This is a genomic window from Litoribacillus peritrichatus (genome assembly GCF_039537985.1).
Lineage (GTDB): Bacteria > Pseudomonadota > Gammaproteobacteria > Pseudomonadales > Litoribrevibacteraceae > Litoribacillus > Litoribacillus peritrichatus.
This window is the reverse complement of record NZ_BAABBN010000007.1, coordinates 38,833-64,644: the sequence shown is the minus strand read 5'-3', so window position 1 is coordinate 64,644 and position 25,812 is coordinate 38,833. Positions and strand designations below refer to the sequence as shown.

Annotated in this window: 21 protein-coding genes; 2 read left to right on the top strand and 19 right to left on the bottom strand. The window is 48.3% G+C overall.

Annotation, left to right across the window (positions count from 1 at the left end):
• Positions 1–71: 71 nt before the first annotated feature.
• The 19 genes from ABD744_RS10105 to ABD744_RS10015 form a co-directional block, all read right to left on the bottom strand.
• Positions 72–1,283 carry an ABC transporter substrate binding protein gene (locus ABD744_RS10105; protein WP_344798106.1) on the bottom strand — a complete coding sequence of 404 codons (1,212 nt, stop codon included), beginning with the start codon at positions 1,281–1,283 and terminating at the stop codon, positions 72–74.
• Between the two features lie 4 nt (positions 1,284–1,287).
• The gene (locus ABD744_RS10100; RefSeq protein ID WP_344798104.1) at positions 1,288–2,103 is read right to left on the bottom strand and encodes a protein kinase family protein; all 816 of its coding nucleotides are present in this window, start codon (positions 2,101–2,103) and stop codon (positions 1,288–1,290) included.
• 1 nt (position 2,104) lies between these two features.
• Positions 2,105–5,575: a type VI secretion system membrane subunit TssM gene (gene tssM, locus ABD744_RS10095; RefSeq protein ID WP_344798102.1), complete on the bottom strand. Its 3,471-nt coding sequence runs from the start codon at positions 5,573–5,575 to the stop codon at positions 2,105–2,107.
• A gap of 43 nt (positions 5,576–5,618) precedes the next feature.
• Positions 5,619–6,716: a type IVB secretion system protein IcmH/DotU gene (gene icmH / locus ABD744_RS10090; RefSeq protein WP_344798099.1), complete on the bottom strand. Its 1,098-nt coding sequence runs from the start codon at positions 6,714–6,716 to the stop codon at positions 5,619–5,621.
• A gap of 4 nt (positions 6,717–6,720) precedes the next feature.
• Positions 6,721–8,046 carry a type VI secretion system baseplate subunit TssK gene (gene tssK, locus ABD744_RS10085; RefSeq protein ID WP_344798097.1) on the bottom strand — a complete coding sequence of 442 codons (1,326 nt, stop codon included), beginning with the start codon at positions 8,044–8,046 and terminating at the stop codon, positions 6,721–6,723.
• A 36-nt stretch (positions 8,047–8,082) separates the two neighbouring features.
• Positions 8,083–8,598, bottom strand: coding sequence for a type VI secretion system lipoprotein TssJ (gene tssJ / locus ABD744_RS10080; protein WP_344798095.1), 516 nt, complete (start codon positions 8,596–8,598; stop codon positions 8,083–8,085).
• Positions 8,595–9,596 carry a type VI secretion system-associated FHA domain protein gene (locus ABD744_RS10075; RefSeq protein WP_344798093.1) on the bottom strand — a complete coding sequence of 334 codons (1,002 nt, stop codon included), beginning with the start codon at positions 9,594–9,596 and terminating at the stop codon, positions 8,595–8,597. Before ABD744_RS10075 ends, tssJ begins: the two co-directional genes overlap by 4 nt.
• Positions 9,593–10,315, bottom strand: a complete 723-nt coding sequence (locus ABD744_RS10070) for a substrate-binding periplasmic protein (RefSeq protein WP_344798091.1) — start codon at positions 10,313–10,315, stop codon at positions 9,593–9,595. Before ABD744_RS10070 ends, ABD744_RS10075 begins: the two co-directional genes overlap by 4 nt.
• 26 nt (positions 10,316–10,341) lie before the next feature.
• The gene (gene tssH, locus ABD744_RS10065) at positions 10,342–12,954 is read right to left on the bottom strand and encodes a type VI secretion system ATPase TssH (RefSeq protein WP_344798089.1); all 2,613 of its coding nucleotides are present in this window, start codon (positions 12,952–12,954) and stop codon (positions 10,342–10,344) included.
• Positions 12,955–12,966: 12 nt separating this feature from the next.
• A complete protein-coding gene (locus tag ABD744_RS10060; RefSeq protein ID WP_344798087.1) occupies positions 12,967–13,992 on the bottom strand; it encodes a type VI secretion system baseplate subunit TssG in 1,026 nt (341 codons plus the stop codon).
• Positions 13,983–15,776, bottom strand: coding sequence for a type VI secretion system baseplate subunit TssF (gene tssF / locus ABD744_RS10055; RefSeq protein WP_344798085.1), 1,794 nt, complete (start codon positions 15,774–15,776; stop codon positions 13,983–13,985). Before tssF ends, ABD744_RS10060 begins: the two co-directional genes overlap by 10 nt.
• A complete protein-coding gene (gene tssE, locus ABD744_RS10050; RefSeq protein WP_344798083.1) occupies positions 15,769–16,209 on the bottom strand; it encodes a type VI secretion system baseplate subunit TssE in 441 nt (146 codons plus the stop codon). The genes tssF and tssE overlap by 8 nt, the downstream gene beginning before the upstream one ends.
• Before the next feature lies 1 nt (position 16,210).
• Positions 16,211–17,644: a type VI secretion system contractile sheath domain-containing protein gene (locus ABD744_RS10045; protein WP_344798081.1), complete on the bottom strand. Its 1,434-nt coding sequence runs from the start codon at positions 17,642–17,644 to the stop codon at positions 16,211–16,213.
• A 52-nt stretch (positions 17,645–17,696) separates the two neighbouring features.
• Positions 17,697–19,175 carry a type VI secretion system contractile sheath large subunit gene (tssC, locus tag ABD744_RS10040; RefSeq protein WP_344798079.1) on the bottom strand — a complete coding sequence of 493 codons (1,479 nt, stop codon included), beginning with the start codon at positions 19,173–19,175 and terminating at the stop codon, positions 17,697–17,699.
• On the bottom strand, positions 19,175–19,678 hold the full coding sequence (tssB, locus tag ABD744_RS10035) for a type VI secretion system contractile sheath small subunit (RefSeq protein WP_344798077.1): 504 nt from the start codon (positions 19,676–19,678) through the stop codon (positions 19,175–19,177). Before tssB ends, tssC begins: the two co-directional genes overlap by 1 nt.
• Positions 19,679–19,724: 46 nt before the next feature.
• Entirely contained in the window at positions 19,725–20,249 is a 525-nt protein-coding gene (locus ABD744_RS10030) for an Hcp family type VI secretion system effector (protein WP_344798075.1), read from the bottom strand.
• A 93-nt stretch (positions 20,250–20,342) separates the two neighbouring features.
• Complete coding sequence (locus ABD744_RS10025) at positions 20,343–21,659, bottom strand: type VI secretion system protein TssA (protein ID WP_344798073.1); 1,317 nt, start codon at positions 21,657–21,659, stop codon at positions 20,343–20,345.
• 334 nt (positions 21,660–21,993) lie between these two features.
• A complete protein-coding gene (locus ABD744_RS10020; protein ID WP_344798071.1) occupies positions 21,994–22,554 on the bottom strand; it encodes an HNH endonuclease in 561 nt (186 codons plus the stop codon).
• A gap of 125 nt (positions 22,555–22,679) precedes the next feature.
• On the bottom strand, positions 22,680–23,657 hold the full coding sequence (locus ABD744_RS10015) for a helix-turn-helix transcriptional regulator (RefSeq protein ID WP_344798069.1): 978 nt from the start codon (positions 23,655–23,657) through the stop codon (positions 22,680–22,682).
• Between the two features lie 231 nt (positions 23,658–23,888).
• On the opposite strand from ABD744_RS10015, the gene ABD744_RS10010 reads away from it, so the two are divergent.
• Both ABD744_RS10010 and ABD744_RS10005 read left to right on the top strand, forming a co-directional pair.
• Positions 23,889–24,764 carry an acetoacetate decarboxylase family protein gene (locus ABD744_RS10010; protein ID WP_344798067.1) on the top strand — a complete coding sequence of 292 codons (876 nt, stop codon included), beginning with the start codon at positions 23,889–23,891 and terminating at the stop codon, positions 24,762–24,764.
• Positions 24,765–24,777: 13 nt separating this feature from the next.
• Positions 24,778–25,800 carry a ketopantoate reductase family protein gene (locus ABD744_RS10005; protein ID WP_344798065.1) on the top strand — a complete coding sequence of 341 codons (1,023 nt, stop codon included), beginning with the start codon at positions 24,778–24,780 and terminating at the stop codon, positions 25,798–25,800.
• Positions 25,801–25,812 lie beyond the last annotated feature (12 nt).

The following is a 25,812-nucleotide window of genomic DNA, read 5'->3' as shown; positions in this document are numbered from 1 at the left end:
CTCATTACTCACAATATTTGTACTCCCCAGCTCAAATGAACCACCGGCCACGCTCGAACAACTGATGTTTCTCACAGATTCCGACCAAAGGAGCGCACCAACTCCCCCCGGTAGCCATACACAAAATCCGCACCTTCCAAAAAGGTAAAAGGCACTTTTAAACCCAGTTCCCTGGCGACTAAAAAATTCAGAGCGATGTCCGGTGGGGTCACCACCCCCACTTCAAGGCTTCCCGGATCAACCCCATCCCTTAATATTCTGAGCGCATACACAGCCGCCAAATGGGCGTTATTCCGACGGTCAATACCAATCGCCACAGCGGCGCTTTGTCGGCCTTCACGCACGGCATTTGGATTGGTCGAAACAATAGGAATGCCGTTGGATAACTCACTGACCATATCCAGGTTGGAAAAAATGGCGGTGCTGCTGGTCATCCACATCAGACTGTGTCTCAAAGACGGGTCCAGATCCTCAAGTGCTTTTACGGCCTCTGGCAGCCCACGCGTCAATTGCGCCCGGGCTTCCTCCCGGCTGTTAACCGTCACATCAATCACCCGAATGCCTTGTGCTTCCATCGCTTTACGAAACGGACGCACCTCCGTTTTCACCACCTGTTTGTGGTTCTGGTTATAAAGCAAAGCGACGTGTTTTAAACCGGGGTTCAGCTCAAATAAGTAATTCAACTGAATATCAATGGGCACATTCAGTGTTGTGGTTGCGATGTTGGTGCCAGTGCCTTCTTTATACGAGCTGACCTGACCTAAGGTCACCGGATCTTTATTAATGGACGTTACGACTGGCAAGGGGCCGTTTTTATAATAACGATGCACCAGCGCCGCCGCTTCCGACCCCATGGTAAAGACCAGATCAAAACCATTTTGTTTGGCGCTGTTCAATAGCTGACGACCCACCGCTTCATCACGATTGATGTTAATGACTTCAAATTCAGACAAAAATTGTTCTTGCTGAAACACTTCCAAAAGCCGATTCATGGCCAGTTGATAACTGCCTGACTTTTTAGCCACAATCACCAGAATTTTATGTAACTGATCAGCCGCCGGAAGTGTCTTGGGCGCCACAATGAGTTTGGAACTGTCGTTCTCGTCATAACTGGGCACCCAGTGTTTATGGTTGACCTCTGAAAACACCAGCCAACCAATATCCCGGTTAGACGCCTGTGCGGTGAATGTTATGCCGCACAACAGCAAACTGATCAGCACAGCCCGCAAAGTTCCACGCAAACCTGTGCTGCTCCTATTCGTTTGAACGAACCAATCACTCACAACGTCAGTTCCTATGTTTATTTTCATCTGCTTCATTCTTTGTCGTCAGCTTCTGGCTCAGTCTCAGATCCAAATCCGCAAGTTGTTGGGTAAGGTAACGTTGATACAGCTTTGGAAGCCCGCTGCGTTGAATCATTGACTCAAAAACCCCCATCAACGGCGTTGACGGAGCCCGATTTAGGGCCGGTAATTTGCCATAGAAGGACACGTGCATAACCACAAAAAACGCATACCAATCAAAGTCGGGGGTGACGGCGGTCTTGCCGTCTTTAAGCGCCGGATGCGAATAGGAAGGACTGAACCCCCGATACGGAAGTTTGGTGATGTCCCGGCCTATGTCCATCGAATGCCCAAAGTCGATCAGCTGAATGGTACTGCCTGATAAAATCAGGTTATTTGGCTTAAGATCGCAATGGACAATACGAGACCTGTGACACTCCACCAAAGCATCCACCAGCTGCATCATCACCTGTGAACAACCTTCAAAACCGGCACCTTGTTGACGAATGACCGACGCCAGTGTGGGGCCATTTGCGTAACTGGACACCATCATGGTTTGATCCGGGGTAGTGACTTTTTCAATCAAACGAGGCACATACCTCGATTGAATACCTGCCAACAGCTGACATTCGTTGTCTAATAAATAACGGCCGCTTTTATGGCTGCGCACCTTGATGCAATGCCACTGTTCAGACGGCCAATGCCACCAACGCCACACACCTTTGCCAATCGGCAACGGCAGCGACTGATACTCCGTATAAACATCTCGATCCACCAAACCAGGGTTGAGACCTTCATGAGTATTAAACAAGGCTGCCATCTTAGATGGACTCCGGCAGTCGGAAGTGACTGAAAAAGCCCTTCACAAACGGATTCACTTCACCTTCCACCTGCAACTGTAACTCTATGTACTGCCCGTCTTCTTTGGTGGTCAGCGCGCTGATGTTTTTCTCACGAGTCAGCTTGCCATCCATCGCCTCGGCCAAACGGAACCAGCTCCAGTCCCCTTGATAAGAGTGGCGGCTTAACGTGCTTTCATTGTTTTTCAGCCACACCTCTAAATCCCGACTTTGGGTTTCAGCCAACGGCCAGGACATGCTGGTCCAGAACGCAGGGCCATGCCGATACACAAACAAAGGCGTATCGCTGCGGATCGAAAATTCCGTCAGCCCTGAACTCATGTTCTGGGTTTTCAAGGTGAAGTCGACATTGAAGCTGTCAGCTTCAAACAAGGCTTTTTGAATGCGTAACGCCTTGCGCTTTGCTTGCCAGTACTCGTTACTCAAATGAAACGATACCCCAGGCAAAAAGGACTTCTGAGCCGGCAGACCGTTCTCTCTCGCCTCAAAACCACTCAGATAGGTGTTGGAAAAGTTTTCCAAGATGCCTTGCGGCCCGAAGAACGATTTAAAATCGTTCAGGTTAACACCCGATTTTTCCTGAGTTTTGAAGGGGTACAGCGCACGAATGTTTCGGCTGTAATAACGAACCACCTTATCTTGCCACCGCTTATTCAGGTACGCTTTCACGTCCTGAATGGCCAGCTGATTGGCACGCTCTGCCACAGATAAAGTCACTTGCTGCAAGAGCACATCGTAATCGTAATCCGACATGCTCTGTAACTGAGTCAACGGGCTTTTATTGTTGGTTTCTGACAGTTGATTAAAAAAGAACTGGCCTCGATCATCGCTGTACATGGCCCGTTTAACCCAGTCCGCCGAATTGGCCAAATGCTGAATCAGTTTGTCCAGCGCGGTCTGGCCGGCCTTATCTTCTTCCACCAGTTGATGATAGTACTTAAACGGCTGACTGATGGTGTTGGCAACCTTGATTTTGTCCTGTTGCTTCTGCGCCAGTATGGATTCACTTTTATCCAGTACCGCATCGGGGAGGTTGTCAGACAAACTGGCCACGGCCATATTTTCAGAAGCCAATTCGGTGGCTAATTTTTTATTCCCTTCCGCACGCTCAAATACGGTTGTCAGCTCGGTATTAAAGGTGATCATTTCATAGACACTGCGCAACGGCGACGACACGGGATCAACCGTTGCAGTCAGCTGCTCAGACAAGGCATTCCAGCCATTGGCCTTCACCCCTTCCATGTTGTCTGCAAAGTTTTTCCAGTAGGCAATGTACTCTTCAATGTAACGACGTTTCAGCTGACGGGTAATTCGGCTTAATTCCGCCTTACTGACGGAACTGCCCGCCATATTCTCATAGGCCTTCAACGCTTTCTCAACCAACAGGAAATCGGTATCCAACATCAAAGACTCAAACCCCTCTCGTGTGAAAATATACGGCGCCAGGTAACCGCTGAAGCCTTCTTTAAAGCGGAACACTTCGTTAAAGCTACTGCCCAGTTGAGGCCGTAAGTCGACACGACGGTTGAACGGTGGCTGTTCCAAAATGTGCTGGTACATAAGATCACTGACGTTTTCATTCGACAGCGAGTCTTTCACCACCTGAATCAAGGCTTGGTCACCTTCCGGCGGCACCACGCCGGTTTTCAGCAAGTCTTCAATCAGTTCTTTAAAGCGTAATAAGGTCGAACCATCACTTTCACCTTCTTCGCGAAGCGAGCCAAGGTAATAATTCACCAAAGGTTCAATCGTCGCCCGTTGATAATCGTTCAATAGCTGATGCAGGTTAAACAGCACCAAAGTTTCTACTTTGTTGCCCAGCTTGTTGTAGATGTAGAGGTCTTTGCGCAGATAATCCCGCAGAGAGATCAATAAGATATTTTGCAGCTCGGTGCGATACGCTTTATCGACCGCTTGCGCGATGCTTGGATCTGGCAGCCAGGACACCACATACCAGGGCTTCGGCTGATCATAAACGTGTGCGATGTCCCGCAACTCAGACAGACTGAAAATCGTGGTTTGCAACTCTTCACGGTTGAACTTGCCTTCGGTGATCGAGCTTTTGTAGCTATCAAGCCGACTCAAAGCCTGCGAGTCGAGGGCTTGATAATACTCAAAGTTGGCCCATAACAACCACGCAAACCCGGCTAAGATCATGGCCAGGCTGCCACTGACCCCAAGCCGCATTAAGGTGTATAAGTTCTCTCGTCGGCCGTTCACCCCAACCAAACCGGCTTCACGGACAATGTCCTGACTGAACAATTTCTTCGCAAACATGCTGCCATGAGACACCACACTGCTGCTGGCAGAAATGGTTTGATTCCCCAAGCGGGATGCCAACAACATGGCCAGGCGATCCACCGGCACCCCTTCACGGCTGGCATTTACGAAGAAATAGCCTCGGAAGTTAAGCGCGGTTGAAAAGTGCTCTTCCAAAAACAGCTGTTGAAAATAGTACTCTATTTCAGTTTTCAGCAAGCCAAACTGATAAGGTGCCACTAAAATGGATTTGCGGTAATCGGTATTTAATTGCAATCGTAAAAACGAATAGACCTGAGAAGACAAGGTGTCTTGTAACTGATCAAATGAATGACCAAACCATTCCTGCTGATAACCGGCCAAATCCTCAACGGGCATCATGGCACCAAAAGGTTGCTCCAGCTTTTGCTCATCAATCACCGAAAAGAACTGACAAAAGTCCGCCAGCTCCACCATGTCGGTGAAAAGGCTGTACACAGGCAGATTCAAACCGAACGCTTTATTCAACCGGTTGAGAATCGTTCGCTGTTCTTTGGCTTTGGCGCTGACTTCTTCGTTATTCAGATTCAGCAAATGAGCCGCTGGCAAGGTAAACAGCACGCCGTTAGCGGCTTGTCTTGGCCGGAAGCGATTCAACAGCTTTATCACCGTCTCTAAGCAGGCTTCCAGTTCAACCTGAGCACAGGCCCGGCTGTGGACACCCACCACGATCGCAAAATCACTGACCCAAAGCGTAATGGGCAAATTCAGTTTGTCCTGCTGAACGATCTGAAAGCCCATTTGGTTCAATAACACTTCGTCTTGCTGTGGCTGCTCATTCAGCAAGAAATACCAGGGGATCAGCCCATATTTACTTTTGCCTTTCTGCCGCTGGCTTTGTTGCCACAATTGATGAAAGTCACTGTCGATCGCCCTCAGCATTTGATCCAGCTTGTCTTTATCCCGTTTCACCTGTTCATCCATGGTGGTTTTTCGAGCCGTCTTCGCCACAACCCAGGCGAGACTCCAGGACACCAAACCACCCGACAACAGGCTGACTAAGCCACTGAGGACCGTTTCCGAGATATCCGCCCATTGCCACCAACCCAGCAGGAAAGACGCCCACCAAAACAACCCGGACAACACCAGAGCCAGCAAGACATACATTAAAATTTCACTTTTTGAACGCTTCATCAATCAGAACCCGGCCTTCCATTGGGAGTTACATTTTTTATGCTTATTCATTGGCTTCTTCGTGTTGTTCAGTCGGTTTGCCGTAGAGCTTTATGGCCCGTTCCATTTCTTCTTCGGTACTGTCATATACGAATTCCGTGTCGTGACCGACATTAAAATAATTCCAGCTGAATTCCGGTAAGGTTATGAAACTGCGTGCCCGCTGCTCCAAGGTATTTTGATACCAAAAAGACGCGCCCCCCCAAATCAACACGATGGCCATCAAGAACACCACCAGCTGACCGCCAAACCTGGCTCTGCGATGCGGCTTACGCACAGATGGCAGTTCCACAGGAGGTAAAGGCGTCATGGAAGCCGCTTTGCGGTGTGGGTTCAGCAGCAACTCCAACTGATGCATCAATGCATCCAGTTTTTCCCGGCCACGCAGCCGATATTGACCCCGAAAGCCCATTTTCAAAAAGATGTAAACCAGCTCCAGCCAATCCATCAACTGATTGGGCTGACGCAAGGCTTTTTCCGTCACCTGGAAAAACTGCTCACCGCCATTACGCATACCAAATAATTCGCTCAGTAAGGTATGGTTTTCCCAGCCACAGTCTTCACCCCAGTCGCAATGCATGATGAATTCGTCCAACACCACACAAAACAGAAAGCAGGTTTTATCGGCCACCGACGGTGGATAATCTAACGCCGCGATGCGGTGTTTGAGGTCACTGATCGCGTCTTTGAGCACTTGTTGATGCTGATGTAAATCGTCCGGTTTCGGAATACGGGTCACCACCACACACATCGACAACATTTCAGCACAAGCATTCAGCAGCTTGTTTTTACTGTGCACATAACTCTGAAGCGCTTGCGAGTTACTGATCTGATTTTTCAGCGCATCATTGCCTTCCAGCAAAATTCGAATGCCTTCGGTCGGCCGGTAATGAGACGGGCCGAAAGGGTTTTCTGAATCCTGACTGAAATCATCCGGCGCTGCCTGTGTTTGCGATGTACTTTGACCTGCGGCCTGTCGGCCCGAACCCTGTCGGCTCGAACCCTGCCAAACCGTAGAGCGGTCTTGCGGAGAGGATTGCCCCACAGGTTCACCGTTCTGGTCATAAACAATGGTATCTTCATCCAGAAAATCCGAATTCATATCCCTACCCCAGTGCGTACAGCGTTAGTTCAAGATCAGGAATACTCAGATCAACGTGCAAGGCAATGGCTTCGCGTCGATCAACAATTTCTTTCCAATACGGGTGATGCGTATCAATCTCAAAATAGGTGACATCGGATTTCGGCTTCAACTCGCTTGGTGCCACGGATAAAGGCGTGAGCGTCACCCCAGATAAACTGTTTCGAACCACTTCCGCGATTTGGCTGTTGGCACTTAATTTACATGCCTCCGGGAAGCGCTGCGCCAACATCACCGAGCCCATGCTGGACTCGACACACAGAATAAATCGGCTGTTGGTGAGCACGGCGACGTCCTGCACGGCCACTCTCAACAGACGTCGCTTCTGGAATAAAGTCGTATCCCACTTAAACTCCATCACACTGTCGTTTTGAGTCAGTGAGAGCTGCTCCCGCAACCGCGAAAAAACCTGGTTAAACGCCGGGTGCATATTCGAAATCTGGAAGGTTTCCATGTCATCTGCCACCGACGGTTGATAACTGCATAACTCAGCCGACAGCGTTGATAACTGTTGATAAACCTCTTCAGTGGCCACTGAGGTGTTTTCCAACGTTAACTTAAACCAGGGGATATAACGGTTTAAGGTTTGCAGCAGCAGGTAATCCCGCAACAGGCTGTGTTCGCTCTGGTGTTTCTGACCGGCCTTGATTCGTTTCACCACCATGTTTGCCCGACTCAACAACAGCACCTGCATTTCTTTAAGGCGTTCCGTAATGAAAATCGAAGCGCCGTAATGGCGACACGCCGGAATGAACCTTTGATCCAGAATGACACTGCCGTCTTCACGGCACTCCAACACACGGGCGATCGGCAGCACCGTCATGCCGGTCATGTCATCGCCTTCGATCAGAAGCTCGATGTTGATTTTAGAAACATTGGCATCAATCGCCCGGCTGGTTGCATCACACGCGTCATACAGACTGACTGAATCCAGGGTATAACGATGGCGCTCCCCTTTATCCCCGTACTCAGGCTCCCCCTGCACAGAAATAGGTAACGCCAGATAAATTCGTTTATCTACCGTAGTTGCAGGGACATCCAGCAACACTTCTCGCGAACACTGAAAATAACCACCGTCGGGAAACAAGCCGCTGCAATTCTTAACCGCGATTTTTCCTATTTTTAACCGTTCCCGGTCGATTTGAAGCTCGGTCAATCCTACGCTTCGGCCCGCGCCGGCGGCAGACGTATACTTACTGATGTAATCGTGAAAATAGCGATCTTGTTGCTGGAAATGTTGAGGGGCGATGAACATCCCCTCACTCCAAACGATTTTATGCTCAAGTTCCAAAGGCTTCCTCTCTTGTCTCTATCGACGTTATCCTGGTCAATCGTCCGTCGCTTCGGTGATCGACACCGATAAGCCACTTACCCGAATAACCAATTGCGCCTCATTGTCTTGAGGTAACTTAATGACATCTTTTGATTTGGCATTGTCGTAATTTGCAAACTCGGCAAACACCGCCAGATATTGCGACTGTCTGTGAATGTCTAACGACAGTTTATGCTGCTCCCCCGGCACCAGCGGCGGCACGTTGTGAACATCCACCAACGAACCACCCAGCACTTCGATGTCGTTACGGTACAAATCTATAAACTCGGACTTCTGAAACGTTCCCGATTCCGACAACTGATACACCCGCAATACCACCGGATGCGATTTATTCCCGCCGTAAGGATTTACTTCGTCCCCCACCGAGATAATCACCTGATGAGCAACAATCAACGGCACCGGTTCATTTGAAGAACAACCCGAGAGCGCCACCCATACAGCAACGGCCGCCAACCGGAATACCCATCGAAGGCCACCTTTTATTGCAAGTAAGTTCACGGAGTTATTCACGGCTGTTGATCCTTTTCTCGTAATTCTTCAACGAACATGGCACTGAATTGTCGGCGAAAATCCCCTTGTTTCAGCTTGCGATTGAATTGTTTACGGTACAGATCCCAGTACTTTTTATCTTTGGAACCCCAGCCGGACAGATAATCGTCAAACTCTTCTTCCAACGTCTGAGGCGCCAGCGTTTCCAGAAAACGGTCCAGTGTGGTTTGCAGGCACGCCATCAGCTTTTCACGCCCAAGGTGCTCTCGTCTGGCAGGTTTTTGTTGCTCCACCAGCTTAGTCAGCAGTTTGAGGTTCTCCTGAAACATTTGATGTTCACTGGCTCGAACGGCCGGAGCGGTTTCACGCGCCAATGACTCCGCTTCCAATACCGGAATATCCAAATGGTCATCCAGAGCCTCAGAAGGAGCAGCAACCGGTTCCTTCAATGTCATTTCATCGTCAGAGAAAGGGTCCGTTCCAAACGGGTCATCAGCCTGAACGTTGTCAACCGAGAACTCGCTGATCGGTTGAGCTTTTGCTGTTTCAGGCTGTCGGGCTATTGATTCTTCCTGGCCGAACGGCGACATAAAATCATCCTGATCTACTAGGTTGTGTTTAAAAGGCGACTCCGATGGTAAGTCACGACTCGGCTCAACCGGCATTTTCGGTGGCACTGGTTTCACTAACGCCGAGTTCAGGTCACTCACCAATAACACATAGCCACCCAGCTTGATCACATCACCATCGAAGAGCGCGACCCGCTTTCCTTTGGTCAATGGCTGGCCATTGATGGTTAAGCCATTGGCACTTCGGTTTACCAGCTCATAACCACCGGAACCATCGACGCACGGTACGATTTCAGCGTGAACCCGTGACAGAAAACGGTTAAAGTCTGGCAATACCAGAGTGCAGTCAAATGCGCGCCCGATGGTCCCGCCCGCACTGGGAAAAGCCACCTGACGCGTATGTACTTGTTCGTTTTCTGGCACTTCAACAAGTTGAATGCTTATTGTCATAATGAACTCTTTTTACAGCGTTCCATTGCACTGTTAAACGTATTAAGAAACGCCGGATTCTGTTTTAAAAACTGTCTCGAAAAATGAACACCCAAGTCTTTTTTACTGCGATGCGCACGTCGAAAATAATCCATTGGAATGCCAAGTTTTTTAATGGAATGTTCAAATACACCACTGTATTCCAGCACCACATCCAACTCGCCTTGCCATAACATCTGCAACAATACATCGGCGTCGCGCGGTTTTTTCACCACGTTATAGCCGTTTTTCTTGAGGTACAGCCATTTACTGCTGTTGAATTTTGCCCCATAGCGCGCCTGATATTTGGCCGACTCGTCTTCCGGATCAATACTCACGTCCGGCGCCATGAACCAGGTTAAATCTTCGTTAATGACCGGCGTCGAAAATACTGCGTACTTGTTACGGGAAGCGTTATTCGATCCGGTAAAAAAGCCGTCCATGCGGTTGCTTTCCACCAGCAGCTGGGCCTTATCCCAGCGAGTCATCGTGAACCGGTAAGGCTGCTGCATCCGTTGCAAAGCACATTGCACTCGCTCCACCGCTATACCGCCCATTTTCCCTTGATCGTAGGTTTGATAAGGGGGCCAAAGTTGTGTCGCCAACAATAAGCGATCGGCACCTAATGCCGTCCCACTGACGACCAGCAGTAAGCCGGTCAGAACGGCAGTCGCCAGGCTCTTTTCACTTTTTCTGGTCATTGATGTGCTGTTCCCGGAATCCAAGATCACTCAATCTCCAATTCACACGCGCCGTTTTTAATGGACACCGTCACCTTGGTGATCGGCAGGCTTTCACTCAATCGCACGATGCACTGTTCGGCCAGCTTCGGCATGAGTGTCCGATTGATGATTTGCTCAATGGCCCGTCCTCCCGTCGTCGGGTCAGTATTGCAAGCCACCACGTAATCGATCAGCGCCTGATCGTAAACAAACTCCGCCTGATACTGCTCTTCCAGTTTTTTGCGAATCCGGTTCAACGATATTTCAGATATTTTCGCCAACTCGTCGTCGTTCAACGGGTAATAAGGCACTATGGTCGCGCGGCCTAAAAAGGCCGGTTTAAAAAACGTCTGAAGATCCGGACGAATGTGTTCCACCAACTCACTGTGCACTGGTCGGCTTTCGTGTTGATCACAGTAATCACAAATCGCCTGATCGGCGGCGTTCGACGTCATGATAATGATGGTGTTTCTGAAGTCGACAGAGCGCCCTTCACTGTCTTTGATGCTGCCCTTATCAAAAATCTGGTAAAAGAGATCGTGCACCCCAGGATGGGCTTTTTCCATTTCATCCAACAACAACACAGAGTACGGATTGCGGCGTATGGCTTCGGTTAAAACACCACCTTCGCCAAACCCAACGTAACCGGCAGGCGAACCGAGCAGCATGGAAATTTTGTGCTCTTCTTTGAATTCGGTCATATTGATCACCGTCAGGTTATCGCCACCGCCATACACCTGATCAGCCAACGCCATCGCCGTTTCAGTTTTACCAACACCACTGGGGCCACACATCAGGAACACCCCCACCGGCTTGCGGTTGTCAGTCAAACCCGCACGGGAAATCCGTATGCTTTTGGCCAGCTCGGAAATCGCCACCTTCTGACCAATGACCCGATCCTGAAGTTTTTCTTCAAGGCTCAACAATTTCGAAACTTCGTCACTGACCATATTGCCAGCCGGAATCCCGGTCCAACTTGCAATGATCGTAGCAATCGCCTGTTTATCCACCATGGCTTGCACCAATGGCGTATCGCCTTGTGTTTCCTCCAGCTGTTTTAGCAGATTCTGAAGGGCTTGCTGATCTTCGGCTTTCACATTGCCCGCCCCGTAATCCGCCGAAATCTTGCTCTGTGTTTCTTTGATTTGATCCACCAGTTTGATTTCTTCTTCCCAACGCTCGTCCAGTGCCGCTTTTCGTTCCGTCTCCTGCTCAAGCAACTCTTTCAACTCAGCAATGTCCGGGTCGGCATGGCTGAACTGGGCATTTTCTTGTTCCAGAGTGGCCAGCTCATTTTCCAGATAGCGAATTTTCTGGCCCAGCGCCTCGATGACTTCCGGTTTGGCCCCCTGAGTCAAAGCGATACGCGCACAGGCGGTGTCCAACAGGCTGATGGCTTTATCCGGTAACTGGCGGCTCGGAAGATAACGAATGGATAACTGAATCGCAGCATCAATGGCATCGTCACGAATGTACACGCCATGATGCTCCCGCAAAGAGGCGGCGATGCCTCGCAACATTTGAGTTGCGTCTTCCGGTGTCGGTTCTTCCACTTTGATGACCTGAAAACGGCGGGTCATGGCCGGATCTTTTTCAAAGTACTTTTTATATTCGGCCCAGGTGGTCGCCGCGATGGAGCGAAATTCACCACGCGCCAATGCCGGCTTAAGTAAGTTGGCCGCATCATTCTGACCGGCGGTGCCACCGGCACCAATTAAGGTATGCGCTTCATCAATGAACACTATGATCGGCGTGGTGGAGTTTTTTACTTCATTAATGACATCTTTTAAGCGATTCTCAAATTCACCTTTAATGCTGGCACCCGCTTGCAGTAAACCTAAATCCAGCGAATGAATTTCAACGCCCTGCAACACAGCTGGCACTTCATTAGCCACAACCCGTAACGCCAACCCCTCAACCACAGCGGTTTTACCGACACCAGGCTCACCCACCAGAATCGGGTTGTTTTGACGCTTACGACAAAGAATATCAATGGCTTTGCGAATTTCACCGTTACGCCCAGATATAGGATCAACCTCCCCATTGCGCGCTTGTTCAGTAAGATTCACCGTAAATTTGGCCAACGCCTGACCGGTCGCAGGGCCACCGGCGCTTGCGGTCATGGCGGGTGAAGAGGCCGACGGGCCGCCTTCCACTGCACCCAACTGTTCGATTTGCGCTTTCAGCGACTCCAATGAGACTTCATTCAACGAAGCCAGGTTCAACCCCCGCACGCCAAAGGCATCCGGCTGTAATAAAGACAACATCAAATGCAAGCTGAACACCTGGCCATGGCCGAAGTCCACCGACGCCAATAACCAGCTGCCTTTCATTGCTTCCGCTAAAGGGCCACTTAGCGTGGGCTGACCACTGGCGCCTTTCGGCAATTTATCCAAAACGGCCGTGAGTTCTGCCAACAGACGTTCTGAGTCAATGTGTTGTTGCTCCATGAACCGACTCAAATGCTTGTCTTGTGAAGCTAATATCTGAACCAACCAATGTTCGACCTCAATGGCAGCCACTTTCTGGTTCATCGCAGCGGCAGCAGCTTGTTCCAAAGCCTCTTTCAAGCCGGTTTCCAACTTACCAACCAAGTTTCCTAACTTCACATTCGACATGACAGCCCTATCCTATTTCAAAAGAATTTTCTGGTACTCTTCCGGCTTTGCCTTGGGGTCCAAGCAATTGCTTTCGCCCAAATGAACCGCTGTCGCGGCGTTGGCAGATAAAACCGGTAACGAAAGAAATGCCCGCTTTACATACAAATAAAACAAAACATCCGCTGACTCGCGTAAATACGCGCGTACCAATGTGTATATTGTCTGAGAGAAATTCTGATCATTTTTCAGTTGAACAAACTCTTGGCGAGAGGCCGGTTCTATCAAAATTTGCAGTTGCTGAAAGTTCAAACTGCAGTGTTTGCCCAACAAAAAGCCCAAACCTAACCGATTATTTTGTGCCTGAGACGCACCTATACGGGTAAACGATGACGCCGTTAGCCGTTGTTTGCGCTCTGGGGTAACTTTGATATGAACTTTGTATGGGAAGTACTCGCTCAACAACTGTCGTAAACTGCTGATGCTCCTAACCTTCAACCCCATCAGAACACTGAAGCGCAGTAAGCCGGAACGATCATCGCCTGCCATTCCCGGCAACGCTGACAATTGCGTTAAGCAGTGGTTCCCGCTGACGCTTTCCTGAGGTCGGCTGGTCTCCCGTGCTTGTTGTTCTTCCCGAATCAACAGGGATTCGTTCACCCGAGAGCGGTGTAAAATCTGGTAATAGCGATGATTAAAAATGTCCAAAAAATCATTCAGGCTTTCTTCTTCATCGTGCAGGCTGACCAATAATTCTTCGTATAAATAATCCGGCAATACGCCTCGGGCGCCAGAAAGCGCTTCCATACAGAGCGTGATCTTATTCACCGAACCCATGGCTTCAAAAGCCATCACCTGGTCATCTCCACCATGAGGCATGGCATCGGCCGCCCATTGAATTTCACCGGTGCGGCCCATCGCTTGCAGCAATCTAACGACCTGCTGAAACTCAAACCGCTCGGGTTGCTGAATCAGTTGCTTGGCAATGGTTGGCTTTCTTTGTGAGAGCTTCTGAGAGTGCTTTTGAGAATGCTCTTGAGAGTTCTGCGCTAAGGACATAATTGACTCCCGTGCACTCTGGGAAACTCAGTTTTTGAATCATCACTGCCAAAACACTGAATATTGACCTGAATAAAACGGTCAAAGCTGCAAAACTGCTGATAAAGCGCATTCAGAACCTGAGCGAATAATGCAATCTGGCCATTCAGTAAATTCGCTTCCAGGGTAATGGTCACTTCGGTGCCGGAGGCAAAAATATTGTGGCCGCAGACTTGCATCGCCGCGACCTGAGGCAGGTAAACCACACTGCGAACGGCGTCAGCTTGTCGGCAGGTTTCAGTCGGGCAACACAAGGTCAACACGTCCTTTAAGGCCTGAGTCGGATTATCTGTGTGCAACAACGAATTGAAATTGGTGTTTAACAATGAAATAAAGCGCCAGCCCAAGGTCTCATCCAACACCGGATACACAGGCGCGGAAGGCGTGGTTAATAACGTGACCGAGCCAGGCAGATCCACCCTCGCCTGACATTCTGCTTCCGTACCTGCCACCAGCAAACAAGGGGCTGTGCCATTGCAGCAAAGCAGGTCCAACGCCAGGACTAACGCTTCTTCGGTTAAATTACTGGCTTGAATACCACCGATGGATAAGTCCATACACAGCTTACCCAGCTCATTCCAGTGCTGACTGGCTTGCCAGTGCAAAGAACCTGAAGATTGTCCGGCCGTTAGGTATCGCTCACCATAAAGCGGTTGGATAAGTCGACTGCCGTCCGAACGAACTTCTTGTACTTTTTTTACCGCCACCACCTCAATGTTATTGCCGTTAAACGAATCCGCCACCACAGGCACCGACAATTTAGTGAAGTCATAGCTCATAGGCTCCCCCACCTGCTCAAACACATTCACTGCGGGGACGGTATACAAACGGAATACCTGAGTATCAAACAACCGCAAAAACTCTATCGGCAGCTGTTTAACAAATAAACTGATGACCACGCTGTTACTGTGATATTCACCAATCTCGCGACCAAGGTCTTTAATTCGGAAATACGCGCCTTTACCGGAGTAAGTGAAATAATCACGGAGCGAATCGAACCCTTCAAACTGGTTGCCGTAACGAGGTAGCCATTGAAACTCCGGATCACTGACCCGCGACTGCAATCGGTCGGTATCAATCACTTTGAAATCGGTAAAATCACTGTTGGAAACCGTAATCGACGCCGTATCCTGCAATAACAGCTCAATGAGCGTTGACGCATTTTGTTCAAAGCCATTCACAAAAAAATCAAAATCGTTAAATTGAAGTTGATCAAACCGGGCATCCGGGTCACAACAACTCAGCGTCAAATGAATCACCGCATCGGTAATTTCAACGCCTTCAGGTAAAATAAAGGTGAACGGTGCTACATCACAGTCAACCTCAGATAACACAAAAGGGTGTATTTCCAAGTCTGCAACGGTCGTAAAAACACATTCGTGTTGATCATCCGAGGCCACCACAAATTGATTGCCCTTCGGCAGGGTTAAGCTCTTTTGCAGCTGCTCCGGGTCGGGGGCTAACGTTAAATTGGTGCAGCTCGGCAGAATCTGTGTGTAACCCGGATACAAAATGGTCAGCAGGCTTTCGACAATTTCAGGAAATTGTTCATCCAACCGAAGCTCGGTTTTGGCCGTGAGTAACGCCATGCCATCAATCAAACGAGTGATGTTCGGATCTTCTGCGTTATTTTGCTTGCCCTGAAGTTTCGCCGCCTGCTCCGGGTGTCGCTGGGAAAACCCGACAAGCGCCTTTCTTATGTACGCCAGTTCACGCTCGTAGTAGCGCATTAATGTTTCAGCCAAAGTCTTGCTCCTCCATACTGATTTGCTGGTGAGCAAGACTCAATCGTGACTCAAAAGACAGCTCCCTTTCTTTCTCGTTTTCTATTCGCTCGTCGTTCAGACGCACCGACAATGAAAAATCGATGGCGTTGGTGTCGTCGTCACGCTCAAACACCTCGGTGATCACTTCCGATAACCGAGGTTCAAACGCCTTAATCCAGTTCTCCACTTGATTGGCAAACTGATCTTTATCCATTTGGCTGCTGATGGTTTGTATGTTTTCAATACCAAACCGAAAACTTGATGTTTCACACTCCACTAATTTTGGTGACAGCGCCACCAACGGCGCTTCGGATTCCAATAAGCGGGTTAAGTGATAACGAACCGACTCGATCAGCTCTTGCCGGGGGTCGTCGTAATTCTTTTTTGCCAGAAAGGCGCGCCAGAAAATCATTTCAACTCGCCTTCCCTAAGTCGGTGCTCAAAACAATTTCTCCCGCAAAGTGATCAAACTGATACTGGGGCTGCAAAACCACTTCACTGGTATAAACACCCAATTCACCCGCCACTTCTTTCACTTCGACGGACGCTTTACGTAATGGAAATTTAGACAAAATCTGATCATCGTCTCCCACCACATTGCCGGCGTAATTATCAAGCCACTGGTTTAAAAACAGTTCACATTCACTGGCCGTACTGAAATTACCGATCATGCTGCGAATTTGTACTTTCAAATAGTGCGCAATACGGCAAGCCAATAAAGTGGTCTGCAATTGGGCGATGACTTTGTCATCGTCACTGTGGCTGGAACGCCATATCGAATTATTATTTGCGAAGTAATATTTGTCCGTCAGCGCACTTTTCGCCAAGGGAATGAACCCCTGCTTTGCATAAAACGTGGATAAATTACCGAATAAGCGAACTTCCGGGTCCGGTGATACTAAGTGAAGATGACCGGACGTGGCGCGCGCCAGGCTACTTGGCGGCAAATTAATCACGGCACCTTGATACAGGTTCTGCCAACGGGATTTTAAAAAGCCGAACCAGCAAAGGCGGTTAAATTCACGGATCACGATGGAAGCAAAAGCAAACGCCGCGCTGCCCCATAAACCTGTTAACGCTTTTGATTTGGCATCCGCCACTTCGTTAAATAAGAAGCCGATTCTGCAATCCTGGTAGCTGTCTCTTAATTTCACTCTTGGCATGGCCAAACCAATGTAACGCGCCTCAGGATGGGCCCTTAAACGTTGCCAGCCTTGATAATCCGGCCCGTCCAAAATCTTTTCCACGCGCTTGATATCCGATAACCAATCGGCACCGGTTTCACCAAAAAACTCGGTGGCCGGTGCCATCACAAACGGACAAAGACACAACTTGCCGAGACTGCCCACCAGTTCCAGAGTAAACAAATCATCGAATTCATCGTCATACCCCATATCCACAGAAACGTAGTGGTCGATCACCATTAACCCAAACGGTAAGCCCCCTTGGGTGTTCAGTTCTTTATTACCAATGAAGTTGTAGAGAGTACTGCGATTGATGGTATTGGCGTTGTTTAAGTCTCTGGAAATTTCAACCCAGGACACATCCAGTAACTTCACCAGAATTCGTCGGTAATTCACCGGTAAACTGACCAACGAATGCAGATTTCGCCAACGGGCTTCAAGGCCACTGAATTCGTCGTTCTGAATAATAACGGACACCTGTTTGGACAACTGTTTGTCCAGCAGAGCGATGCTTCGAATCACGAAACTTCGGAAGGCATCCACACTTTGCAATGCGGTCGGGTCCAACTGACGCAATAATTCAAGCGCTTGCAACAAGGTGGTCTGATCACCTTGTGCCAACGCCAAATCGTTAAATTGTTGCTGCCAGTTTTCACCAAACATACATCACCCAAATGGCTGACCTCGGTCGGTCAGCCTCCTTTCTGACCTGGAATTAACCCGGAATCTTAGCGACCATTCGGACCGAAGTGGTTAACTCTTCCATTTGCAACCAAGGGCGTAAATGAGCCACCGCAGAATAAGCCCCCGGCTTACCTGGTTGCTCCACCACACTGATGACGGATTCCGCCAAGGGTGTTTTAGAGCGCTCTTCATTTCCAATGGCACCTGAATTGGTGTATTGGTCAATCCAGGCTTGCATTTCACGCTGAATGTCCGGCGCTTCCAGGTTGGAACCCAACTTGTCGCGACCCATAACTTTCAGGAAGTGTGCAATCCGGCTGCTCGCCATGATGTACGGTAAACGTGCAGAAATGGCCGCATTGCTGGTTGCATCCGGGTCGGTGAAGGTTTTCGGTTTTTGTGTGGTTTGACTGCCGATGAACACCGCGTAGTTGGTATTTTTGTAATGCACCAAAGGCAAGAACCCAAGATCACTCAGTTCCTTTTCCCGTTCATCCGTCAAGTTCACTTCGGTCGGGCATTGTTGTTGAATGTCACCTGCGTCCGATAAATACGTCAGGTTAGGCAGTGACTCCACCTTACCTCCGTTATCCATCCCCCGAATGGCGGTACACCAACCAAACTGAGTGTAGGCTTGTGTCATCTTCAGACCCAATTCGTAAGCGGCATTGGAGAACACCAGCTCACTGTTGTCTTTCGGCTTCGGGTTGCCCGCGCTGTCCACCGAAAGTTCTTCGTAATCAAACGCATCGGTGCCCAAGCCATTAGCACCGTATGGCAGGCGAGCCAATGTTTTTGGCAAAGTCAGGGTTACGTACCGGGCATCGTCACTTTCACGGAAGGCATTCCAGGCCGCATAACTCGGGGAGTCAAAACCGGCCGCCACAGGCTTGCCTTCATCAAAGGTTTCAAACGAGTCAAATTCAAACATTTCAGGGCCGGCAGCAGCGATAAAAGGCGCATGGCTGGCCGCCGCCGTTTCACCCATGTAACGCAACAGCGCGACATCTTCATCTTTCTGAGTGAAATTGTAATCCCCTAACAATAAACCATAAGGTTCACCACCTGCTGTGCCATATTCTTTTTGGTACAGCGCATCAAACAACGGGCTGCGATCCACTGCGGGTGCGTCTTCAAACTGCTCCAGCAATTCGTCTTTATTGAAATCCACCAGCTTAATTTTCAGGCTGGGACCGATTTCACTCTCTTTCACCAGCTTTTGCAGACCGCGCCAAGAACCTTCCAGCGTTTTAAAATCGTCTTTTTGCATGATGGCCGAGAGTTGCTTCGACATTTGTTTATCAATTTCAGCAATGGCGTTTTCAATGGTTTTGGTCAGATTTTTATCCCATACCACAGTGCCACTCAGCGCCTGTTCTGCCAACACCGAAAACAGCTCCTTGGTGGTGTCCGCCGGAGTTTGAGTAGTCGCTTCAATGGCTCGGTCCAGAAAGCTCAGCGTGCCTTCTTCCGTCGCAACTTGTGCTTCTTGATTCTCTTCAGTGCTCATTACTCACCACCCTCCTTGTTAAGGCCTAACTCACCGGACAATGCATTAATGGTGTCCGCACTTTGCAGCACTTCTTTCAACAGTTTTTCCAGATCTCTGGAACGATCCGCTTTAGACAATAACGTTTTCAACTGAGAGCGGGTGTCCGCCAACTTTTGTAACGCATCCACTTTGCCGACAATGGCATCCGGTTCGAAATCTTTCATGGATTTGAAATCAAGGTTCACTTCGATTTCACTGTCATCATCACTCAAGGTATTTTCAACTTTTAACTTGAGTTCAGGCCCAACGCGTTTCATGACGGTGTCAAAGTTGTCTTTGTCGACCGAGTAAAACTGGCGATCTTCCAGTTCTTCCCGGTCTTCTTTATGAGCCGAATAGTCACCCATAACGCCAACAACAAACGGCAGTTCTTTGGTTTCTACGGCACCATTCGTTTCTACGTCATACGTGATGCTAACTCGGTTTTTACTTACCCTTTTATGCTGTGCATTAAGAGCCATATTCCCTTCTCCTGTTTAACCTTTAGAAACTCACTGAGCCTGATAATTACTTGGCTTTAGATTCCAGTTTTGCAGTGAGCGTGTCGTATTTAATGGTGTCGCCCTTCTCGATCTTGCCGCCATCACTCTCATAGTAGTAAGTGATGCTCAGGTTGGTGTAAGTCAGATCAAAGTCTTCCTGTGGGGTATCACCGCCTGAGCAGCTAACGTCATAAGAAGACATACGCGCTTTCTCAAGCGTTAAGATCATGTAGGGATCAACGCCGTTACCTTCACGGGATGGCTTGGTCAATAACACTTCAATCTTTTGACCTTCAGTACCCGGTGAAAACAAGAACGTCGTCAGGTGCGGACTGGCACCATCCGAAGTCCGGGAGATGCTTACTTCACCCAAAGCAACCATGCCTTTATCAGCATTGTTGGCATTACCTACATCAACACTCACGCCACGGACTGCACCCCAGGAAACAGAATCGATAGCAAAAAAGCCTTTTTTGCCACCAATATCACCGATGGTTGCAGCACCTTTGATAGCGTCCTTTCCGTCAATGCGCATAAAAATAGAAGCCATGTTTTTCTCCAAATATTTATAAGAATTTCTACTGTTGTTTTAAAAGACACTTGCTCACTTACAATCAAAGCCAGGTTGCTCTCATGTAAGAAACTACCACTCGAAATTCGAAATACTGCCTTCGGATTCCGAAGAACTGCTTGAATCATTTGTCGGTGTATCATTTGCTGGTGCGGTGTTTTCTGATTCCGCGCCAGCCGCAGCCGTAGTGCCAGAGGCTGCACGTTCGGCAACTTGCGCACTCACGATCGCTTGAGGTATTTCTGTTTTATCCGTGCTTTCCAGACCGGCTAAATTGGTGATTCGTCCCATGACGGCATCGTTGTCGCCGACCAGTTCTTGCAACAACTCAGGCAATGGCATGTATCCCCAGCGAATAGCACGCTCTATCAACATGTAGACCGGGCTGTGAGGCTCGGTTTTTAAAAAGTAATCCGCCACTTTGCGAAGCTCGTTAAATGCGTGATCTCGACTCACAATTTCGCCGGAGGTGACAACACTGACCGTATTGTTTGAGACTGAAGTGTGATCAGCGGTTAGGTTAACGTCTTCGTTTGGCTGCGCGCCTTCAGCCGGGGTTTCTGACAAGGCAACAGGTTCTGACTTATCCAATGGCCAGGGCGTTAACTGATCCCCCACCAAATATTTAATGGCATTGATAAGGCTTTCGACGTTTTTCTTAATAAAACGGAAACTCTGACCTTGCGCGCCAACCTTCTGGCATTCTTCGGCAATAAAACGCTCGATCACTTCCAAGTGCTGGAGCATTTCGCCCAGCGCAATGACTGTGGCCGTCACCGCCTGACGATCTGAAGCTAGTGCTTTGGCCGCCTCCGACTTTAACTCTGCCAGCTGACCATGCCGTTCGGCCTGGGCGTAACGGGAGAAGTCGATGTCTCCAATCAATGGCTGTAACTGCAATGGCATATACAGCAAACCGCTGTTTTCAGTTTCACCCACCAGTTGAAGCAAAGGTTTAATACGAAATTCCGCAATCTCCTTGAGGCGGCCGGCTTCATCTTCTGCTTTCAGTTTGTTATCCGGCACTTTCGGTTGCAGATCGGCCCAGAAGGTTTGAACAACGTGCGCAAACACGTCCAATGCATTTGCGGTATTCGCCATAGGATCATTGCTGAACATTTGAGCGGTAATGAACCAGCAAAACACCTCAACATCTTTTGATGTGGAGCTGAGTGTTTCATCGCACTGTGCAGCCAGCTCACGCCAGTTATCTGTATTCTGCTTCAACAGATCTTCGTCAGCGGTGGCGTCGGGCGTTTCCAGCAATTGACGAAATGAAGATTGCGCCATATTGAAGTGATTTCTCAGACCCCGATACACCGTTCGGTTGCCTTTAAGATACTCACCACACAAACTCTCTTCCGAAATAGGAGATTTCAAATGTTCCAATTAACTCGTCCCAGTTATTTATTGTTGTTTCCTTTGAGTTAAACCTTGATCCGTCCAACTCATAAATGAATCAATTGAATAATTCAGCTTAGACCAAATCTCAGCATCGGCAACAAAGCAATTTGAGACACTGCTTACAGTTTTTACCTTGTGTTTTTGAGTCTTTGTACTAAACCGATAGAGTCAGATTAGAGTTGAAATGTGCAAGAAATGCGTAAGGAATGTGTCAATATTTGAAAAGCGTGCGACAACGGCAGTTGACCGACAGTAATCAACTTCCCTTACGTAAACGGTTGGTTTTAAAGAGAATAACTGATCATATGGACACAAAAGATCAAGCTGCATAAAGCAGTTCATCCCGAATACCCGACTTTAGGTAAGCCAATTGCTCGGGTTTCAGAATTCTGCGATTGGATAAATATAAAAACTCGTGTTTGCTGGGTACAAAAGGCACTGCCAGCAACTTCATGTTGGCCTCTTCCGGCGTTCTATCCCGTTTAAAGGTGTTACAGCGGCGACACGCAGTCACCAGATTTTGAAACGTGGTCGGCCCTCCGCGTGATACCGGAATAACATGATCCAGGCTTAACAGGGGAACACCTGGCTGTTCTCCACAGTACAGACAACTGTAGTGGTCTCTGGCATAGATCACACTACGACATAACGCTGGCGTATCGTTCGCTTTTTTATTCCGTCCTTTGGTCGCGATAATGGCCGGGATTTCAAGAATCGATCGCTCACCAAGGCAATTAATCCCCCCTCTCAGAACCACAGTCTCTTCTCCGAGGGTCCATAATACACGGGCGTTCATAATAAACGTGGATGCCTCCTGGGGCGAAATCCACGATAACGGAGCGCCTATTTTATCAACTCTTAAGATCTTGGCATTATTCATCCCTAGCACCTGACACATCGGTTAATTTTTATAACCTTATAAGATGACTATAGCTGATTATCGGTAACCAAGATGAGCACGCCCTGTTTCAGGTTACAAAGATTCCATGAATGTCTTGCAGAACGTCACTCATTCAGCCCAATTGGATTGGCCAATTCGGCCAATTCTGTTCTGCTTGATACATTGAGCTTTCGGTAAATTTTGTAGAGATGATTAGACACCGTAGAAGGCGCAACGTTTAATTTCTTAGCCGCTTCTTTGAAGCTGAGACCATGCACAACGGCATTTACCACTTCTTGTTCCCGCTCACTCAACATATCGATAGGGCTTCGTTCCCATAACGAAATACAAAACAAATCGCCCAGTTTTTCATGACGAAAACACAGCTTGCCCTCTGCTACGATGTTAGTTAATCCTTCTGTCGTTTTATCCAAGGAGAAAGGAAGCCGTCTATCGACCGATTCATGCACATAGGTTTTGAGTAAACGAATAAATTCTGGCTGCGCTTCGTAAAACACACCATGCTGATCACAAATAGCGAGCGCATGATTCAAACTTCGTGGTCGGCTCAAGTGAAGAAAATAGGCTTGAGACGCCCCTCTCACCATATGAAAAGCTAATCGCTCAAGTCGATTTCCATCCTCTTCAGAAAATACATGATCCCGCTCAAACCGGTACAGACTGATTAAGGTAAAAATACCGGTCATCTCATCGGACAAAATAACCCCCATCACTCTTTCAACCCCAAAACGAGCGAAAAAATCCAGATAGAGTTTGCTGGAATAAAACGATTCGTCCTCGACCACATGCTGCATGTTAACGGCCTTACCAGGATTGGCCTTAAACACATCGTAGATTGGATTAATATTCCGTGTTTCTGCCAGCGCCAAAGGGTAGCTTTCATCCACGCCCAGCACTTCTACGCTATGAAAGTGGTTCGATTCCAGGTGACCTGTTCCCCATAACGCCCCGTCAAAATCAATTACCCGGGCAATCTCAGTCAGTACATGCCGCCGATAGAAATCCGTCTGCCCGATAGCCCGTCGGTAAATATTGGAAATGGTGTGATCTATTAAATTCTTTTTCGAATCATTCAGTGGCATGGAGAACCCTATCAGGTTGTTGATTTTCTATCTGTGTTGCCCTAACGGCGTTAAAATCAGGCTCAAAATACTCATTTATGATTATAAACTCCGCTTTTTCGTCTGATTTTGCCTTGTTAAGCCTGCCTCGATAACGAACATCAACAGCCTGCTATAGGTCATATTTACTATTTTTTTATTATTCAAGACTGCCAACAATACCAGTGAATGACATATCGCTGGAGAGACCCTATGCAGGCCAACACAAATTTTAGCCCAGAGCTGCTCGACAATGAGTCCCAATTTCAAGACGAGTTCTTTAAACGATTTGAACTACGCCACAGAGACAGCCCTCTCCAGCTCACTGACGATATCAGTAAAAACTATCGCTTTCCGACATTTTACGGCGACTCAAGCTGTGCCATCGCGATTTTTCATTGCGACTATGAAGCCGCTAAAGCCATTATGCCACACCCCAGCATGCAGCCCGTGAAAATGACTCGAGGCCGATCCCTGGTGATTTTTTCATGTTACGAATACCGTAACGTGATGAATGTTGCCCCCTACAACGAGATCGCCATGACCATACCTGTGGTCGTAGATGGCGCCTTGAATATTCCGGTCTTAACCATGTTAGCGGGGGATAAGCTAAAGAACTTCGGCTATCACGTGTTTCATATGCCCGTAACCTCCTTAGAAAACCGTATACGCGGCAGAAAAATTTGGGGTCTGCCCAAAGATTTAGAAACCATCGAAATTTCAAAAGCCAGCAAAAGCACAACAATCAAGGCATCAGTACCTGGCCAAGCGCCTTACCTAGAGCTCAATATTCCAACGTCCGGTACGACTCAGCAATTTGACGTCCATTCCAACCTTTATTCGGTTTTAGAAGGCCGCCGTTTGAAAAGCGAAACCAACTTTAAAAGCTCATTTGTCATTAATAAAAACATGGCAACGCTGTTCAAAAAGAGTCCAACTAATCAACAGAATCAACCTCTTGCAGCACTCAGGTTAGGAGAAGGCCCTGTCGCAGACAAACTCCGCAGCTTAAAAATAGAAAGTGAAGCGTTTCAATACCGCTACACCCCAAGCATGAATGCTTGTTTTGACCTGCCTAAAGGCGAATAACCAGGAGTTTAAAATGAAAAATATAATGATATTCGGTGCAGGTGCAATAGGGGCGACCGTCGCTGCTTGGTTAAAAGAAAGTGCTGACAACAACCATCTTAACTTCTATGTCTTTGATAAACCTGAAGTGGCCGATCATATAAACACTCAGGGTATCGAGACTTACCTTGGTGAAACACCACAACAACGAACACGAACATCAGTGACCGCTTATTCAGAACTGGACAAGATGCCTGTACCGGATCTGATCATTCTGTGTATTAAAAATTACAGCCTGAATGCAGTGAGTCAATTACTTCAAGACAAGTATGGTACAGACGTCATTATCGTCGCACTTCAAAATGGGGTCGAAAACCAAAAGGTACTGCCTAATTACTTCAACAAAGTCATCTATGGTGTGGTTTGCTTTAATGCCTGGGTAGACAACCCTGCCGTTGTGGGATATCAGAAAAAAGGCCCCATCGCCTTAGGCCATAAAGGCGGACTCAGCTCAAGCGAGTTAAAAGAGGTTGCTGAACTCTTTAATAACGGCGTAGAAACCAACACACCAGCCAATTTTGATGATGCCAGCCATGCCAAAATCGTGATTAATCTCACCAACTCCTTAACCACCCTGGTTGCGTTGCATCAAAATGATCAATCCAAGAGCAAAGAATTTCAGAAACTGTTAACCACCATGACCTACGAAGGTGTGAAAGTAATGGAAGCGGCCGGTTTTAAGGAAAGTAAACTGGGCGGCATGCCAAGCTGGACCCTGATAAAAGCGGCCGGCATCTTACCTGGCTTTCTGACCAGAAAACCATACTTGAAAAATCTAAAGAAGATGGTTATCTCAAGTATGGCTCAGGACATCATTGTTCAGGGAGGTCACGCCTCAGAACTTGAAACCATTAACGGGTATGTCTTATCTCTTGCGGATAAATATAAAGTTAATGTTCCTGTGAATCAGGCAATTTATAAGCTATGTAAGTCCGAATTTTCTAAAAGCCCCTTCACACCTTTGTCAGTAGAAAAAATATGGGAGAGCGTCCGATAGGGCCAGTAGAAC